The organism is Streptomyces sp. NPDC002092 (genome assembly GCF_053593775.1).
Genome location: NZ_JBSFDG010000001.1, coordinates 238,224 through 255,057, shown reverse-complemented (window position 1 = coordinate 255,057; position 16,834 = coordinate 238,224). Strand labels below are relative to the sequence as shown.

The following is a 16,834-nucleotide window of genomic DNA, read 5'->3' as shown; positions in this document are numbered from 1 at the left end:
ATGAGCCCGTCCGCCATGCCGCGGGCCCGTTGGGGATCCGTCTACCGCCGCGGCGGGGTGCACGATCCCGCCCTGCGCCACGGGTACGCCATGTGCCGGCGCGCCACCCGCTCCACCGGGGAGATCGAGTACGCCGTCTCGCTGTTGCTGCCCCCGCCGCTGCGGCTCGCCGTCTGGGCGCTGTACGGCGCCGTAAGAGCCGTCGACGACCTGGTCGACACGGTCGGCACCGAGACCGACGAGGCTGCCGCCGGCGTGGGACGGGCCGAGCGGCTGGAGGCATGGATCGCGGCGTTCGACGCGGACCTGCGGGAGGGCACCGGCACCGACCCGGTCCGGCTTGCCCTGATCGACACCATGCTGACCTGGAACCTGCCGCCGGAGTTCCTGCACACCCTGTTCGAGGAACTGCGCCAGGACGTCCACGGCCGGCACTTCGACACCTGGGGTGAATGGAGGCGTTACAACGGCTTCGTCAACACCCCGCTCGTGCTGCGGACCGGCTCGTTGCTGTTGCGGGCCGCGGGCCTGCCCGGCGAACCCGAAGCCCTGGCCACCGCGGTACCGGGCGCGGCCGCGGCCTGGCAGACCGCCGTCGAGGCCGTCTACCTCACCGACGCGCTCGTCGACCTCGCTGACGACCTTGGTCGCGGCCATGTTCCGCTGCCCCAGGAGGCCTTGGACGAAGCCGGCGTGCGGCGCGCGGATCTGCTGAAGCGGCGCGGCACCCCGGCCTACGAACGCATGGTGCGGGATCTGGCGGACCGGGCCCGCGGCTGGTTCGACCGCACCCCTGTCCCGCCCGTGCTGCACCCGGCCGTCGGCCTCGCACTGGGCGCCTACACCGACCTGTACCGGCTACGGCTGGCCACCCTCGCCCGCGATCCCGCCGCGCTGCTGCACCGCAGGCCCACGCTGCCCCGGGCCGCCCGTCTGCGGCTGCTGCCGCCCGCCCGCGCACGCGCCGCGCTGGCCTGCAGCCTGTACCCCTTCACCGTCGTGACCGGCTCGGCGGCCGCCTCCGCGCCACTGCCGACCAGCCCGGCCGTGGGGCCGGTCGAAGAGAGGAGACCAGCTGCCGCCCGGCAGCGGCCGGTCATCGCGCCGACGCCTCATCCGTCCGGCGCCCGCCCACCCGAGGTGCCCGCCCGGGCGATGCCACGCCACGTCGCGATCGTGATGGACGGCAACGGCCGCTGGGCCACTGCCCGCGGCCTGCCCCGAACCGACGGCCACCGCGCCGGCGCCGACGCTCTGATCGACGTCGTTCACGGTGCCCTGGAAATCGGCCTCGAGTACCTGAGCGTGTACGTGTTCTCCACCGAGAACTGGAAACGCCCCGCCGACGAACTGCACTCGCTGATGTACGAGATCCCGCGGCTCCTGCGCCGGCTGTTGGACGACAGCCGCCCGCTGAACGTGCGCGTGCGATGGGCCGGACAGCGGTCCCGGCTGCCCGCAGACGTCATCGACACCCTCGTCGAGGCCGAGCAGACGACCCGCGACTGCAGCGGGCTGACCGTGACGGCCTGTGTGAACTACGGCGGCCGCGCCGAGATCACCGCCGCCGCGGCGCAGCTCGCCCACGAGGCCGCCGCCGGAAGAATCGACCCGGCCGCGGTCTCCGAGCACGCCTTCGCCCGCTATCTGCACGTCCCCGAACTACCCGACGTCGATCTGCTCCTGCGCACCGGTGGAGACCAGCGCACCTCCAACTTCCTGCCCTGGCAGGCCACCTACGCCGAACTGCTCTTCCTCGACACCTGCTGGCCCGACATGGACCGTCGCGACCTGTGGCGGGCGATCGAACAGTTCGCACACCGCACCCGCCGCTACGGCACCGTCCCCCGGATCCGCACCCGCCCGCACGATGATCTTGCCGGTGTTGCGGCCCCGTAGCATTCCCAGGAAGGCGTCCACGATGTGTTCGAACCCGTCGACCACCGTCTCGTCCAGAGCGAGCCGGCCGCTCCGCAGATGCGGTACCGCGAACTCGTACAACTCCTCCTGGAGTTCGCGGTAGTTGCTGACCAGGAATCCCTCCATGCGCAGGCTCTTCTCCACGATGTCCGCGTAGTCGAAGCGCGGTGGCGGCGCGTCGGGGGTGTTGTACTGGCTGATCGTGCCGATGCGGACGATGCGCCCGAACTCGCGCAACGCCCCTACGGCGGCGGTCAGTTGCTCGCCGCCGACGTTGTCGACGAAGACGTCGATGCCGTCCGGTGCGGCCTTGGCGAGCAGGTCGGCGGCGGGCCCGTCGTGGTAGTCGAAGGCGGCGTCGTAGCCGACCTCCCGCACGAGGTGGCCGGCCTTCGCGGGCGAGCCCGCGCTGCCCACGAGCCGTCCGGCGCCGAGCAGGCGGGCGAACCGTCCGGTCGCGGTGCCGACCCCGCCCGCCGCGGCCGACACGAACAGGTCCTCACCCTCCTTCAGCCGCGCGATCCGGGTCAGGCCCACATAGGCGGTCAGGCCGGTGCCACCGAGGATGCTCAGGTACGCGGTCAGGGGCACGCCGTCGAAGCGGGGCAGCCGCCGGATCTCCTCCGGCGTGACCACCGCGTGGGTGCGCCAACCCTGCCGGTGGAACACGATCTCGCCCTCGGCCAGCCGGGGCGTGCGCGAGGCGATGACCCGCCCGACGGCGCGGCCCTCCAGCGGTGCGTGAAGCGCGAAGCCGCCGGGCACGTCGTCCATCATCTCGCGGTGATAGGGGTCGACGGACCAGTAGAGGTTCTCCACCAGTGCGCTGCCGGGGGTGGGCTCGGGAAGCGCGGACTCCACGAAAGCGAAGTGCTCGGCGGTGGGGAAGCCGTGCGGGCGGGCGGTCTGGTGCACGGTGAGCGCGGTCTCGTTCATGACCGGACCGTAGGGCGGGAATGCGCCTGGCGGGCAGCCGGTTGGGCTCATGCGACGGCCCGTTCCATGAGCAGTTCTCATACGTGGAGGTGAGCGCCCCGTGGCCCGCACGACCGACTCCGATCTCGCCCCGCACGAACTGCGCGTCCTGGTGGCGGTCGCGGACACCGGTGGCTTCTCGGCCGCGGCCCGGGCACTCGGTCTGACGCAGTCCGCGGTCTCCCACTCGGTGCGCGGCAGCGAGCGGAAGATCGGTGCCGTGCTCTTCGACCGCGGCCGCAGCGGCGCCCGCCCCACCCCCGCCGGAGACAAGGCCGTGGCGCACGCCCGCCGTATCCTGCGGCTGCTGGACGTCCTGACCGCCGAGGCCCGCGGTGCGGCCCGGTCGGATGCGGCGGAGGGGCCGCTGCGGATCGCGGCCTTCCGCAGTGCGGCTCTGCATCTGCTGCCGCCCGTCCTCGAGCGGCTGCGTGCCCGGCATCCCGGGATCGAGCCGCGGGTGCGGATCGTGCGCGAGGTGGGGCGCGGCACCGCGGGTGAAGTCGCCGACGGGAAGGCCGACCTCGCCATCGCCACGCTGGGCGGCTCCGTGCCGCTGCCGCCGGGTCTGGTCGCGAGCGGGCTCTTCGAGGAGCCGTACGCCCTGGTGCACGCGGCCGGACACGCCGCCCCGCGTTCGCTGCCGCTGGTCGACTGGGCCGAGAACTGCGGCTCGTACACCCGCGACTGGTGGGCCGCACAGGACTGGATTCCGAAGGCGACCGTCGAGGCCGAGGACGACGGAGCGGTGCTCTCCTTGGTGAGCGGAGGCCACGGAATGGCGATCATGCCCGCGCTCTCGCTGGTCGGAGCACCGGACACGGTCGGCATCGCCGATCTCGGCCCCCAGCGTCCGACACGCCGGGTCGGCTACGTCACCACCACCGAACTGGCCGGATCCGCCGTCGTGCGCGCCTGCGTGAGGGAATTGCGAGCCACCCCCGTTCATCTGCGACCGGTTGCGGGAACCTTGCCGACAGCCGCGCCGACCTGAGGCCGCACTGGACTCGATCTGACACAGCCAGGAGCGACCGTCCCGGTCGGTGAGCGCGCCGACGGGGAGATTACGGCCGGTGGACCAACTGCCCTGCGAGGAGCGCTCGAAGCAGCCGCGCCCCTCGTGTCCGTGGTTCGAGCCGGACCGGCCGAGCGGGACGACCTGGTCGCGGAAGGCGGCCTGCCGTCGGCGGCATTCGGCGAGCCGGTCGTTGTCGGCCCAGTGCAGGGTCAGGCCCTCGGGGCCGCCGTCGGCGTCGGTGATGCCGCCTCCAGAACGACGTCGGCGGCCAGTTCGGTCACCGGGTCGGCCAGCCGGATCGTCGTAGCTCGCGGCTTGCGTCCTTTGCCGACTCGTGGCCGCGGTAGGCCAGGCGGTGGCCGATGGCCGTCTCGATGAAGCGCTCGCCCGACCACAGGCGTCCGTGGCCGGTGGCGGTGACCTCGACGAGGGGGACGAGGGCGGCCCGGTCCTGGTCGGAGGTGCCCAGTCCGACCGAGCCGGTGGCGTCCGCGAAGGCGTGCAGCCCGAGTTCCGGGCACTCGGGCGGTCCGAACGAGGGACATTGCGTGTGTCAGCGGGGTGCGCCGAGACGCAGAGCGCCATGGTGTCCGCCATGAGGAAGAAGATCATGCGCTTGTTCGCGCTGTCGACCGTCCTGACCTGCCTGCTCGGCGCCGCCTCCGGTGAGCCGAAGGAGGGGACGGAGTACTTCCGTCTCAAGCACCCGGTCAGTGGTGTGCCCGCGCGGGAGGTGGCGGAGCTGTTCTGGTACGACTGCCCGCACTCCTACGAGCTCGAGAAGCCGCTGGAGGACTGGGCGGCACGGCAGAGCCCCCCGGTGAAGGTGGTGCGGATCCCGGCCACCTGGGAGGACCAGCCCGACATGGTCGCCTACGCCCGCCTGTACTACACGCTGGACCGGCTCGGCCTCGCGGAGAAGGAGGCGATCCCGGTCTTCCAGGCCGTACGGGACGAGGGCAAGGACCTGACCACCGAGCGGAACGTCGTGCGGTGGGCGGTCAGGCAGGGGCTCGACGTGGCGGCGGTACGGCACGCGTACACGTCGAAGGAGGTCGACGACGCGGTCAAGGCCGCCCCCGCACTGCGTGAGCGCTACCAGGTGAACGAGATGCCCACCGTGGTCGTGGCCGGCCGCTACCGCACCACGCCGATGCTGCTGGGCAGCGCGGCCAAGACCATCTCGGTGCTGGACCACCTCTACCGCACTGCGGCACGTCACTGAGCAACGGTCCGGCAGGCGGGATCTCAGCGGTAGGTGAGCAGTGGGCGGCCGTCGCCCGTGAAGTGGGCGTGGTCGTTGAAGGTGAGGAGGCTGGTCCCGGAGCCTCCCACGACGAGGGTGGTGACGGAGGCGTTCAGGACGACGCGGTTGAGGGCGACCACCGAGGCGGCCGGCAGCGACAGCAGGGTGCCGCAGAGCGCGGCGAGGACGCCGCCCGAGGTGACCACGACCGCGTCGCGGCCCTGCCCGAGGGACGCGGTCAACTCGGCCAGCGCCGCGGTCGCGCCGCCCGTGAACGCCGTCCAGCCGGTGGGGCCGGCCTCGGCGGTGTCCTCGATCCACCGTCCCAGGGCGTGGTCGAGGACCACCTGCACCACGCGGGAGTCCGCCCGGTCGTCGGACCCCGGATGCTGGGGGCAGCGGGACATCAGGGCGGTTTGGTCGTACTCGTTCCAGCGCGGATCCTCGGGTGAGGGCTTGTCGAAACGGGCCGCGTCGGCGAGGAGCCTGGCGGTGTCGCGCCGGCGGTTCAGCGTGCCGGAGACGACCTGCGGGTCGCGCAGGCCGCGGCGGGCCAGTTCCCGGCCGACGGCGGTGCCCTGTTCGCGGCCGAGTGCCGGCAGCGCGTCGTAGTCCTGCGCGCCGAAGGAGGCCTGGCTGCTGCGGCAGCGCGGCGTGATCCGCGGCTATCACGCCGAGGTCGCGCTGCCGGCGCTGAACCGGAGTGTGCAGGCGATGGTGGCGGCCACGGTCCGGCCGCTGAGCCGTGAGGTGGTGGCGGAGTTCGAGCGGTCGGTGTCCCGCCTGCCCGAGGTCCTGTCCGTGTACACGATGGCGGGCAGCGACGACTTCCTGGTGCATGTCACGGCCCAGGACATCGAGCACCTGCATGCGTTCCTGCTCGACCGGTTCACCGAACGCCGTGAGATTATGAGCTTCCGCACCATGATCATCTACCAGCATCTGACCAACCAGGTGCTGGATCCGCTGCCGTCGCCCTCGGACCCGGTCACTCGCTGAGCGGACACGGCCGCGCGTCACCAGGTGAGGTGCAGGCTCTCCGGTGACCGGTGGATCATCGTCGGCCGCATGGTGACCGGACAGTCGTCCGCCAGTCGCAGTCCCGGCAGCCTGCGGGTCAACTCCTCCAGGGTGAGGCGGAGTTGCTCGCGGGCCAGCTGGGAGCCGGGGCAGCCGTGCACGCCGAGGCCGAAGGCGAGGTGGCGCTGCGGCGGGCGGGTGATGTCGAACTCGTCGGGGCGGGGGTGCCGGGAGGGGTCCCGGTTGGCCGCGCCGAAGGCCACGAACAACGTGGCGCCGGGCGGGAGTTCGGTACCGGCGAGGGTGACCGGGCCGGTGGTGACACGGCGGAACCCCTGCAGGGCGGTGTCATGGCGGGCGGCCTCCTCGACGGCCGCCGGGATCCTCTCGGGTTCGGCGCACAGCAGCTCCCACTGGCGGGGGTGCCGGAGCAGGTGCAGGACGGTCGTGCCGATGAGTGCGGTCGTCGTCAGATGCCCGGCGATCAGCAGGTTCTGGAGATGGGCGACGAGTTCGTGACGGTGTTCCAGGGTGAGCTCGCCCTCGCCGACGACCGATGTGACGAGTTCCGTGCACAGGTCCTCGCGGGGCGCGGCGTGCCGCTCCCGTGCGTACCGGTCGAGGATGTGCTGCATCGCGACCACGTCCTCGGCCGCGGCGATCTGCTCCTCCTCCGCCAGGGGGCGGAACAGGAGTTCCTCGGCGCGATGGCCGCCGTGCACGACGGCGGGCACGTCGGCGGGGTCGAGGCCGACGATACGGCCGATGACCTCGCCGGGGAGCTTCCCGGCGTACGCCGACATCAGCTCGACGTGCCCGTCCTTCACGAACCCGTCCACCAGGGCGGCGGCTCGCTCGGCGACATGGGGCAGTACGGCCGCGACGCGCGCCGGTGACAGCGCGCGGACGATCGGCGCCCGTAACCGCTGGTGGTCCGTGCCGTCGGCGGTGACGACGACGGGCCGCCCGCCGAACCCACCGCCGAGGACGGCGAGCGCGGCGGGCCCGGGCAGCACATCGGGAGTCAGCGCCTTCGCGGACGAGAAGTCCTGGGGCCGGCGCAGGACTTCCCGTACGTCGGCGTCCCGGGCGACCAGCCAGGCGTCGAGCTCGCCGACGTAGGTCAGGCCCTCTGCACCTCGCGCCCGTTCGTAGTGCGGGTAGGGGTCGCGCTGCAACTCGTCGAGCCTGCTGTGCAGTTCACGGTCCACGGGACACCCTCCCGGCCGGCGGTGGTGCGGGGTGGGGCTCATCGTGCCGTACGGGTGTGCGAGTGCGGTAGAGGGCTTCCGTGCTGCCTGCTCGGCCCGGGGGTGGCACTCGCGCCGCTGGGCCGAGTGCGTGACGTGCGGATGAACGGCCCGCTGAGCAGCCCGGATTCCCTACGATTCGGCACGTGGTCAACTTCCTCGTCCAACGCACGGCACCCCTCCCCCTCGACGAGGCGTGGCGCCGCCTGACCGAGTGGCCCCGGCACGGCGAAGTGGTCCCGCTGACCCGCGTCACGGTGACCACTCCCCCGCCGACCCGCGAGGGCACGGTCGTCGTGGCCCGTTCGGGACTCGGGCCGCTCGCCTTCGACGACCGGATGGAGGTCACGGTGTGGCAGCCGCCGACGGACGACACGCCCGGTCGGTGCCGGCTGGAGAAGCGGGGCCGGGTGGTGACGGGGTGGGCGGAGATCGAGGTGTTGCCGGGTCCCGGGGGCCGCAGCCGGGTGATCTGGCGGGAGGAGCTCGGGGTCCGGCTGCTGCCGGGCTTCTTCGACCCCCTCCTGCTGCGGGCGGCCCGGTACGTCTTCGGGCGAGCGGCGAACCGCCTCCTCAGGATGCCGTGATGCCCGCCGGCCGCGGCCACTGGGAGCACCACTTCGCGGCGGGCAACGGCTTCCACCGCCCCGGCGCCCGCGAGATACGCCTGCTCGGCGAGGCGCTACGACCCCGCCGCGGGGCCCGGGCCCTGGACGTCGGCTGCGGCCTGGGCACATACGCCGCCGCACTCGCCGGCCTCGGCTACCGCACGTCGGCCGTCGACTGGGCAGATGCGGCGGTGGCGGCGACGCGGGACCGGTACGCGGACCTGGAGCCTCGGCTGGAGGTCGCCCGGCTGGACTTCGAGGACGCGACGGCGCGCCTGCCGCGTGCGGCCTTCGACCTGGTCACGATGCGGCTCGTCTTCGCGTTCATGGCGGACAAGGAGGCGGCCGCCGAGCGCGTGCGCGGGCTGCTGGCGCCCGGCGGGGCGTGGGTGGTGACGACATCTCTGGCTCAGTGGCTGCCCGAGGACCGCCGGCGCATCGGGCTGACGGCGGCCGAGGTCGGCGGGCTCCTCGGCGGCTGGGGCAGGGGGCACTGGTACGACCTGGAGCCTGGCGTACTGCGCGTCTTCGTGCTGCGGGCACCGGCCGACTGACCGGTGACCTGCGGTGCGATCTGGGCGGGCGGTGCTGATCATGCAACAGTGGGCGCCATGAAGGAAGGTGAAGCCACGGTGCTGGGGGACGAGGTCGAGGAGCTCGCGGCGGAGGGCCTGCGGTGGCTGCTCGCGTCGGCACGGGAGACGGAACGCGGCGGCCTCGGCTGGACGGCCGTCTGCTCGGACGACGAACTCGACCCGGCATTCTACGGCGGTACGGCGGGTGTGGTGCCGGTCCTGCTGGAGGCGCACCGGCACTTCGGGGACGACTCCTACGGCGAGGCCGCCCTGCGCGCGGCCCGCAGCCTGGCCGCGGCCGTCACCGACGTCGACGACGACTCCCTGTACTTCGGCCGCACCGGAATCGCCCTCGCGCTGCGGGCCGTCCACGACGAGCTCGGCGACAGTACTGCCGAAGCCGCCGCGGACCGAGCCCTGCACCTGGTGCGGTCGCGCTTCGACGGGACCCGCTGGGGCAAGCTGTTCGAGCTGATGGGCGGCAACGCGGGGATCGGGCTCGGCGCTGCGGAGCTGGGCGATGCCGAGTTGGCCGTACTCGCCCTTGAGCCCTATCTGCGTACGGCCGAGAAGACCCCGGCGGGCGTGCAGTGGGCGCACCGTCCGGACGTCCCGTCGCGCCTGCACCACATCTCGCACGGCACCCTCGGCATCGTCGCCGCACTGGCCCGGGTGGGCCGGGCGGCCGACCGCGCGGACTTCGTGGAGGCGGCGCTGGCGGGTGCCGCGGACGTCGTGTCCCGCGACGAGGCCGCCCCGGACGGCTTCCTGGTCCCGCACTCGGACCCGCTGTACCGCCCCGACGTGGTGCAGCGCATCAGTTACGGGTGGTGCCACGGCCCGGCCGGCGACGCCCAGGTCTTCCGGCTGTTGCGGGACGTCACCGCCGACCCGGCCTGGGCGTCCCTCGCGGACCGCTGCTGGCACACCGTGACCGGTTCCGGGATTCCCGAGCGGCTGCGCCCCGGCTTCTGGGACAACAACGGACGCTGCTGCGGTACGGCCGGTGTGCTCGCCCTGGCCTGCGACCGGATGGCCGAGCAGGACGACGGCGACGGCTTCGCCCATGTCCTCGTCGCGGACCTCGCCGCCCGGGCGACCCGGGACCGCGACGGCACACGCTGGTCGAACGTCGAGCACCGGGCCACCCCGAGCGTCCTCGAACCGCGCACCGGCTGGGCGATGGGCAACGCGGGCATCGTGCGGGAACTGCTGCGCTTCGTACGGATCTGCCGCGGCGGCGACCCGACGTACGCCTTCGGCTGGCCGGACCAGCCCGCTGTGCGCCGGGCGGGCTGAGGCCGTCGCATGCCGCTCAGGCCACCGAGCCGATCCGCCCTGCCGGCACCGACGCCGTGTCGCGGTGGATCGGTGTGTGTGCCCCGGTGAGTGAAACCCCGCTGCCGCCGCGTCGGTTGGCGACGATCTCGGAGGCGATCGACAGGGCCGTCTCCTCAGGGGTGCGGGCACCGAGATCCAGGCCGATCGGGGAGCGGAGACGGGCCAGCTCCAGCTCGGTGACGCCGACCTGGCGAAGGCGTTCGTTGCGGTCGAGGTGGGTGCGGCGGGAGCCCATCGCGCCGACGTAGGCCACCGGGAGGCGCAACGCCAGCTGCAGCAGCGGGATGTCGAACTTGGCGTCGTGGGTGAGGACGCACAGGACGGTGCGGGCGTCCACGGAGGTCCGTTCGAGGTACTTGTGGGGCCACTCGACGACGATCTCGTCGGCCTCCGGGAAGCGGGTCCTCGTCGCGAAGACGGGGCGCGCGTCGCACACCGTCACGTGGTAGTTCAGGAACTTGCCGATCCGCACCAGCGCGGACGCGAAGTCGATGGCGCCGAACACGATCATCCGGGGCGCAGGGACGGAGGACTCCACCAGGACCGTGAGCGGGGCTCCGCAGCGTGAGCCCTGCTCACCGATCTCCAGGGTGCCGGTCCGCCCGGCGTCCAGGAAGGCCGCCGCCTCCCCGGCCACCGTGCGGTCCAGTTCCGGGTGGGCGCCGAAGCCGCCCTCGTACGAGCCGTCGGGCCGCACCACGAGGGCCCGGCCCTGCAGTTCGGCCGGTCCCGACACGATCCGCGCCACCGCCGCCGCCTCCCCACGGGCGGCGGCGGCCAGCGCGGACGCGACCACCGGGCGGGCGGGATCACCGGCCCGTACCGGCGTGACGAGGATGTCGATGATGCCGCCGCAGGTCAGGCCGACTGCGAAGGCGTCCTCGTCGCTGTACCCGAAGCGCTCCAGGACGGTTTCGCCGTCCTCCAGCGCCTGTCGGCACAGGTCGTACACGGCGCCCTCCACACAGCCGCCGGAGACCGAGCCGATCGCCGTGCCGTCGGCGTCCACCGCGAGGGCGGCACCCGGCTGGCGGGGTGCGCTGCCGCCGACGGCCACCACGGTGGCCACGGCGAAGTCACGTCCCTGCTCGACCCACCGGTTGAGCTCCTCGGCGATGTCCAGCATCTCTCGGTCTCCTAACGGGGTTGGTGCGGAGGGCCTTTCAAGGGCGTCTAGTGGACGCCCATCCAGCTCTCGATCGGATTGAGGGCGAAGTACACCAGGAAGACGACCGTCAGGCCCCACATGAACGCACCGATCTCCCGCACCTTGCCCTGGGCGAGCTTGATGGCGACGTAGGAGATGACTCCGGCCGCGACGCCCGCCGTGATGGAGTACGTGAACGGCATGATCACCACGGTCAGGAAGACCGGGATGGCGGTGGCGCGGTCGGCCCAGTCCACATGGCGGGCGTTCATCATCATCATGGCGCCGATGACCACCAGGGCCGCGGCCGCGACCTCGCCGGGGACGATCGCCGTCAGCGGGGTGAAGAAGAGACAGGCCGCGAAGAACAGGCCGGTGACGACGGAGGACAGGCCCGTACGGGCGCCTTCGCCGACTCCGGTCGCGGACTCGACGAACACGGTCTGGCCGGAGGCGCCCGCGACGCCGCCGATCGCGCCGCCCGCGCCGTCGATGAACAGCGCCTTGGACAGGCCCGGCATCCGGCCCTGCTCGTCGGCCAGCTTGGCCTCGGTGCCGACGCCGATGATGGTGGCCATGGCGTCGAAGAAGCCGGCGAGGACGAGCGTGAACACGATCATGCCGACCGTCATCGCGCCGACGCTGCCCCAGCCGCCGAACTCCACCTTCCCGAAGATCGAGAAGTCCGGCATGGACACCGCGCTGCCGTGCAGCTCGGGAGCGCCGCTCGCCCACTGCTTGGGGTCGATGACACCCAGTGCGTTGAGCAGTACGGCGACCACGGTGCCGCCGACGATGCCGATCAGGATCGCGCCGGGGACGGCACGCGCCTGGAGCATGAAGATGACGAGGAGGGTGGCTGCGAACAACAGGACGGGCCAGCCCGCGAGTTCACCCGTCGGGCCCAGCGACACCGGAGTCGCCTTGCCCTGGTGCACGAAGCCCGCCTTGACCAGGCCGATCAGGGCGACGAACAGGCCGATGCCCATGGTGATGGCGTGCTTGAGCGCGAGCGGAATCGCATTCATGATCATCTCGCGCAGGCCGGTGACGACCAGCAGCATGATGACCACGCCGTACATCACGCACATGCCCATGGCCTGGGGCCAGGTCATGTGGGGCGCGACCTGCGACGAGAGCACACCGGAGACGGAGAGGCCGGCGGCGAGGGCGAGCGGCACCTTGCCGAAGAAGCCCATCAGCAGCGTGGTGAAGGCCGCCGCGAACGCGGTCGCGGTGATGAGTGCCTTCTGGCTGAGCGTGTCCCCCGCCACGTCCTTGCCGGACAGGATCAGGGGGTTGAGCAGGAGGATGTACGCCATCGCCATGAAGGTGGTGATGCCGCCGCGCACCTCGCGCGCGACGGTGGATCCTCGCTTGGATATGTGAAAGTACCGGTCGAGCCAGGACCTGCCGGCCGGGACGCGGGTTCCTTCACCTGCGTCTTCGGCGGTGGTCCTTGGCTCCACTGACTGCTGGGCCATGGTGCCGTCTCCCAAGGTTCATAGGGGCACCCGCGGTTTGCCTTCGGCGGATCACGGGTTTTGGGATGTGCACGACCCGGGGGACGGCCCGAGACGAACAGTTGGGGGTCCGGGGGGACGAAGTCCCCCCGGAGAAAGCCTGCTCAGCCCCCGGAGGGTCACGTTCCGGTGAGGTGCTCCGGACGTACCGGCGTGCGGTTGAGCTCCAGCCCGGTCGCGTTCCGGATCGCCGCGAGGACGGCCGGAGTCGAGGACAGGGTGGGTGCCTCGCCGATGCCCCGCAGCCCGTACGGGGCGTGGTCGTCGGCGAGTTCGAGCACGTCGACCGGGATGATCGGCGTGTCGAGGATGGTCGGGAGCAGGTAGTCGGTGAAGGACGGGTTCCTGACCTTCGCCGTCTTGGGATCGACGATGATCTCCTCCATCACCGCGATGCCCATGCCCTGGAGGGTGCCGCCCTGGATCTGGCCGAGGACGGACAGCGGGTTGAGCGCCTTGCCGACGTCCTGTGCGCAGGCCAGCTCGATGACCTTGACCAGGCCGAGCTCGGTGTCGACCTCGACGACGGCGCGGTGCGCGGCGAAGGAGTACTGGACATGGCCGTTGCCCTGGCCGGTGCGCAGGTCGAAGGCCTCGGTGGGGCGGTGCCGCCACTCGGCCTCGACCTCGACGGTCTCGCCCTCCAGCACGTCGGCCAGGTCGGCGAGGACCTCGCCACCGTCGGTGACGACCTTGCCGCCCTCCAGGAGCAGCTCCGCCGTCGCCCAGGCCGGGTGGTACGTGCCGAACTTGCGGCGGCCGATTGCCAGGACCTTCTCGCGCACCAGCTCGCAGGAGTTCTTGACGGCGCCACCGGTGACGTACGTCTGCCGCGAGGCGGACGTCGAGCCGGCCGAACCGACCTGCGTGTCCGCCGGCTGGATGGTCACCTGCGCGACGCCCAGCTCGGTACGGGCGATCTGCGCATGGACGGTGACACCGCCCTGGCCGACCTCCGCCATCGCCGTGTGCACGGTGGCGACCGGCTCGCCGCCGACGACCTCCATGCGGACCTTGGCGGTGGAGTAGTCGTCGAAGCCCTCGGAGAAGCCGACGTTCTTGATGCCGACCGCATAGCCGACCCCGCGTACGACGCCCTCGCCGTGGGTGGTGTTGGACAGACCGCCGGGCAGCTGCCGTACGTCGGAGCCCTCGCTGGACTCCCACTGGCGCTCCGGCGGCATCGGCATCGCCTTGACGCGGCGCAGCAGTTCGGCGACCGGGGCCGGGGAGTCGACCGGCTGCCCGGTCGGCATGATCGTGCCCTGCTCCATCGCGTTGAGCTGACGGAACTCCACCCGGTCCATGCCCACCTTGTCGGCGAGCTTGTCCATCTGCGCCTCGTAGGCGAAGCACGCCTGGACCGCGCCGAAGCCGCGCATGGCGCCGCAGGGCGGGTTGTTGGTGTAGAGGGCGATGGCCTCGATGTCGACGTCGTCGATGACGTACGGGCCGACGCTCAGCGAGGAGGCGTTGCCGACGACGGCCGGGGAGGCGGAGGCGTAGGCGCCGCCGTCCAGGACGATCCGGCACTTCATGTGGGTGAGCTTGCCGTCCTTGGTCGCCCCGTGCTCGTAGTAGAGCTTGGCGGGGTGACGGTGGACGTGCCCGAAGAAGGACTCGAAGCGGTTGTAGACGATCTTGACGGGCTTGCCGGTGCGCAGCGCGAGCAGGCAGGCGTGGATCTGCATCGACAGGTCCTCGCGGCCGCCGAAGGCGCCGCCGACGCCGGCGAGGGTCATCCGGACCTTGTCCTCGGGCAGGCCGAGGACCGGGGCGATCTGGCGCAGGTCCGAGTGGAGCCACTGGGTGGCGATGTACAGGTCGACGCCGCCGTCCTCGGAGGGGACCGCGAGTCCGGACTCGGGACCGAGGAAGGCCTGGTCCTGCATGCCGAAGGTGTACTCGCCCCGGACGATGAAGTCGGCCTTCTTGGCGGCTTCTTCGGCGTTGCCGCGCACGATCGGCTGACGGTGCACGATGTTGGGGTGCGGGACGTGGCCGATGTGGTGGTCGTCGCGGTTCTCGTGGATGAGGATCGCGTCCGGCGCGGTCGCGGAGGCCTCGTCGGTGATGACCGGGAGCTCGCGGTAGTCGACCTTGATCTTGGCGGCGGCGCGGCGCGCGGTCTCCGGGTGGTCGGCGGCGACGATGGCGACCGGCTCGCCGTGGTGGCGTACCTTGCCGTGCGCGAGGACCGGGGTGTCCTGGATCTCCAGGCCGTAGTTCTTCACCTCGGTCGGCAGGTCGTCGTACGTCATGACGGCGTAGACGCCCGGTGTCTTCAGCGCCTCGCTGGTGTCGATCGAGACGATCTCGGCGTGCGCGACGGTGGAGCGCAGGATCTGGCCCCAGAGCATGTCCTCGTGCCACATGTCGGACGAGTACGCGAACTCGCCGGTGACCTTGAGGGTGCCGTCCGGGCGGAGCGTGGACTCCCCGATGCCGCCCTTGGTCTTCGACCCCTGGGTGACCTTGGTGGGAGTGCCGATCGGAGCACTGTTGCTGGGCATCGTCAGACCGCCTCTCCCTGCCGGGCGGCCGCCAGACGGACCGCGTCCATGATCTTCTCGTAGCCCGTGCAGCGGCACAGGTTGCCCGACAGGGCCTCGCGGATGTCCGCGTCGGTCGGGTTCGGGTTGCGCTCGAGCATCTCGTCGGCGGCGACCAGCAGACCCGGGGTGCAGAAGCCGCACTGGACGGCGCCGGCGTCGATGAACGCCTGCTGGATCGGGGAGAGTTCGGTGCCCTCGCCGGTCTGCGAGTCCTGGCCCTTCGCGCCCCACTGCTGGGCGTCCTGAAGCGACGTACCACAGGCACCGCTCGCACAACCGCCGTGCTCCGCACGCTGCTTGGCGAAGTCCGCCAGGCCCTCGACAGTCACGACCTCGCGGCCCTCGACCTGACCGGCGGCCACCAGGCAGGCACACACGGGCACGCCGTCCAGGCGGACCGTGCAGGACCCGCACTCGCCCTGCTCGCAGGCGTTCTTGGAACCGGGAAGCCCGAGGCGCTCACGCAGGACGTAGAGCAGGGACTCGCCCTCCCAGACGTCGTCGGCTTCCTGCGGACGTCCGTTGACAGTGAAGTTGACGCGCATCAGGCGACTCCCTCCGAGTGGGCGGCGGTGCCGCGGTACGACTCCCAGGTCCAGGTCAGCGTGCGGCGCGCCATGACGCCCACCGCGTGCCGGCGGTAGCTCGCCGTGCCCCGGACGTCGTCGATCGGGTTGCAGGCGCCGGAGCACAGCTCCGCGAACTGCTTGGCGACCGACGGGGTGATGATCTTTCCGTTGTCCCAGAAGCCGCCCTCTTCGAGCGCCGCGTTCAGGAACTCCTCCGCGGCCTTCGCCCGGACGGGCGTGGGAGCGGCCGAACCGATGCCCGTACGCACGGTCCGCGTCTCGGGATGAAGTGCGAGGCCGAAGGCGCACACGGCGATGACCATCGCGTTGCGCGTGCCGACCTTGGAGTACTGCTGCGGGCCGTCGGCCTTCTTGATGTGCACGCGCTTGATGAGCTCGTCGGCGGCGAGCGCGTTGCGCTTCACGCCGGTGTAGAACTCGTCGATGGGGATCAGCCGGGAGCCGCGCACCGACTCGACCTCGACCTCGGCGCCCGCCGCGAGCAGCGCGGGGTGGGCGTCGCCGGCCGGGGAGGCGGTGCCGAGGTTGCCGCCGACGCCGCCGCGGTTGCGGATCTGCGGGGAGGCGACCGTGTGCGAGGCGAGGGCGAGGCCCGGCAGCTCGGCGCGGAGGCTCTCCATAATCTTCGAGTACGGGACGGAGGCACCCAGCCGCACGGTGTCGTCGCCGACCTCCCACTCGTAGAGGTCGCCGATGCGGTTCAGGTCGAGCAGGTACTCGGGCCGGCGGTGGTCGAAGTTGATCTCGACCATCACATCGGTGCCGCCCGCAATGGGCACAGCGGTGGGGTGCTCAGCCTTGGCGGCGAGCGCCTCCTCCCAGCTGGCGGGGCGAAGGAAGTCCATGACCGGCTCTCTTCTTCGTCTCGTGAGTCGTACGGATCAAGCCAGATCTGGTGCGGCGGGCCCGGCTTGTTCATGTGCTGTTTACGCGGAGTGGAGCCAGTACACAGCGCGGTGCTCCACCCAGGTCAGTCACGGAAACCATGAAGGAGTTGGCTGGCCAGGCCGGGCATCTTGTAGATTCGTATGAACGGAGGTCATCAGTAACCTCTTCGTTTTCCTGT

14 protein-coding genes and 1 pseudogene are annotated in these 16,834 nt (G+C 71.7%); 7 read left to right on the top strand and 8 right to left on the bottom strand.

Features of this window, described 5'->3' with window-relative positions; translation table 11 throughout:
* The gene (gene uppS, locus ACWCRD_RS01120; protein ID WP_450963864.1) at positions 1 to 1,899 is read left to right on the top strand and encodes a polyprenyl diphosphate synthase; all 1,899 of its coding nucleotides are present in this window, start codon (positions 1 to 3) and stop codon (positions 1,897 to 1,899) included.
* On the opposite strand, the pseudogene ACWCRD_RS01115 reads toward uppS, so the two are convergent.
* Positions 1,855 to 2,856: pseudogene (locus tag ACWCRD_RS01115) on the bottom strand (NADP-dependent oxidoreductase); the annotation flags it as partial. The gene uppS and the pseudogene ACWCRD_RS01115 sit on opposite strands and share 45 nt — an antisense overlap.
* Positions 2,857 to 2,956: 100 nt before the next feature.
* On the opposite strand from ACWCRD_RS01115, the gene ACWCRD_RS01110 reads away from it, so the two are divergent.
* Positions 2,957 to 3,889 (top strand): LysR family transcriptional regulator, encoded by a 933-nt coding sequence (locus tag ACWCRD_RS01110; protein WP_450963863.1) that lies wholly within the window; start codon positions 2,957 to 2,959, stop codon positions 3,887 to 3,889.
* A 619-nt stretch (positions 3,890 to 4,508) separates the two neighbouring features.
* Positions 4,509 to 5,138, top strand: coding sequence for a thiol:disulfide interchange protein DsbA/DsbL (locus tag ACWCRD_RS01105; RefSeq protein ID WP_450963862.1), 630 nt, complete (start codon positions 4,509 to 4,511; stop codon positions 5,136 to 5,138).
* Between the two features lie 23 nt (positions 5,139 to 5,161).
* Here the strand turns inward: ACWCRD_RS01105 and ACWCRD_RS01100 are convergent, their stop codons facing one another.
* On the bottom strand, positions 5,162 to 5,761 hold the full coding sequence (locus ACWCRD_RS01100; RefSeq protein ID WP_450964347.1) for a histidine phosphatase family protein: 600 nt from the start codon (positions 5,759 to 5,761) through the stop codon (positions 5,162 to 5,164).
* Positions 5,762 to 5,813: 52 nt separating this feature from the next.
* Between ACWCRD_RS01100 and ACWCRD_RS01095 the strand changes: the two genes are divergently transcribed.
* Positions 5,814 to 6,158 carry an Lrp/AsnC family transcriptional regulator gene (locus ACWCRD_RS01095; RefSeq protein WP_450963861.1) on the top strand — a complete coding sequence of 115 codons (345 nt, stop codon included), beginning with the start codon at positions 5,814 to 5,816 and terminating at the stop codon, positions 6,156 to 6,158.
* Between the two features lie 17 nt (positions 6,159 to 6,175).
* Here ACWCRD_RS01095 and ACWCRD_RS01090 read toward each other — a convergent pair whose 3' ends face one another.
* Complete coding sequence (locus ACWCRD_RS01090; protein ID WP_450963860.1) at positions 6,176 to 7,390, bottom strand: cytochrome P450; 1,215 nt, start codon at positions 7,388 to 7,390, stop codon at positions 6,176 to 6,178.
* Between the two features lie 185 nt (positions 7,391 to 7,575).
* On the opposite strand from ACWCRD_RS01090, the gene ACWCRD_RS01085 reads away from it, so the two are divergent.
* From ACWCRD_RS01085 to ACWCRD_RS01075, 3 genes are read left to right on the top strand one after another with little or no spacing between them, the layout of a single operon-like run.
* Complete coding sequence (locus ACWCRD_RS01085; protein WP_450963859.1) at positions 7,576 to 8,016, top strand: SRPBCC family protein; 441 nt, start codon at positions 7,576 to 7,578, stop codon at positions 8,014 to 8,016.
* Entirely contained in the window at positions 8,016 to 8,591 is a 576-nt protein-coding gene (locus tag ACWCRD_RS01080) for a class I SAM-dependent methyltransferase (RefSeq protein ID WP_450963858.1), read from the top strand. Before ACWCRD_RS01085 ends, ACWCRD_RS01080 begins: the two co-directional genes overlap by 1 nt.
* A 57-nt stretch (positions 8,592 to 8,648) precedes the next feature.
* Positions 8,649 to 9,911 (top strand): lanthionine synthetase LanC family protein, encoded by a 1,263-nt coding sequence (locus ACWCRD_RS01075; protein ID WP_450963857.1) that lies wholly within the window; start codon positions 8,649 to 8,651, stop codon positions 9,909 to 9,911.
* A gap of 16 nt (positions 9,912 to 9,927) precedes the next feature.
* Here the strand turns inward: ACWCRD_RS01075 and ACWCRD_RS01070 are convergent, their stop codons facing one another.
* The 5 genes from ACWCRD_RS01070 to ACWCRD_RS01050 form a co-directional block, all read right to left on the bottom strand.
* Positions 9,928 to 11,079, bottom strand: coding sequence for an XdhC family protein (locus tag ACWCRD_RS01070; protein WP_450963856.1), 1,152 nt, complete (start codon positions 11,077 to 11,079; stop codon positions 9,928 to 9,930).
* 47 nt (positions 11,080 to 11,126) lie between these two features.
* A complete protein-coding gene (locus ACWCRD_RS01065; protein WP_450963855.1) occupies positions 11,127 to 12,584 on the bottom strand; it encodes an NCS2 family permease in 1,458 nt (485 codons plus the stop codon).
* Between the two features lie 158 nt (positions 12,585 to 12,742).
* Positions 12,743 to 15,136 (bottom strand): xanthine dehydrogenase family protein molybdopterin-binding subunit, encoded by a 2,394-nt coding sequence (locus tag ACWCRD_RS01060; RefSeq protein ID WP_450963854.1) that lies wholly within the window; start codon positions 15,134 to 15,136, stop codon positions 12,743 to 12,745.
* A gap of 2 nt (positions 15,137 to 15,138) precedes the next feature.
* A complete protein-coding gene (locus tag ACWCRD_RS01055; RefSeq protein ID WP_450963853.1) occupies positions 15,139 to 15,723 on the bottom strand; it encodes a (2Fe-2S)-binding protein in 585 nt (194 codons plus the stop codon).
* Positions 15,723 to 16,613 carry an FAD binding domain-containing protein gene (locus ACWCRD_RS01050; RefSeq protein WP_450963852.1) on the bottom strand — a complete coding sequence of 297 codons (891 nt, stop codon included), beginning with the start codon at positions 16,611 to 16,613 and terminating at the stop codon, positions 15,723 to 15,725. Before ACWCRD_RS01050 ends, ACWCRD_RS01055 begins: the two co-directional genes overlap by 1 nt.
* Positions 16,614 to 16,834 lie beyond the last annotated feature (221 nt).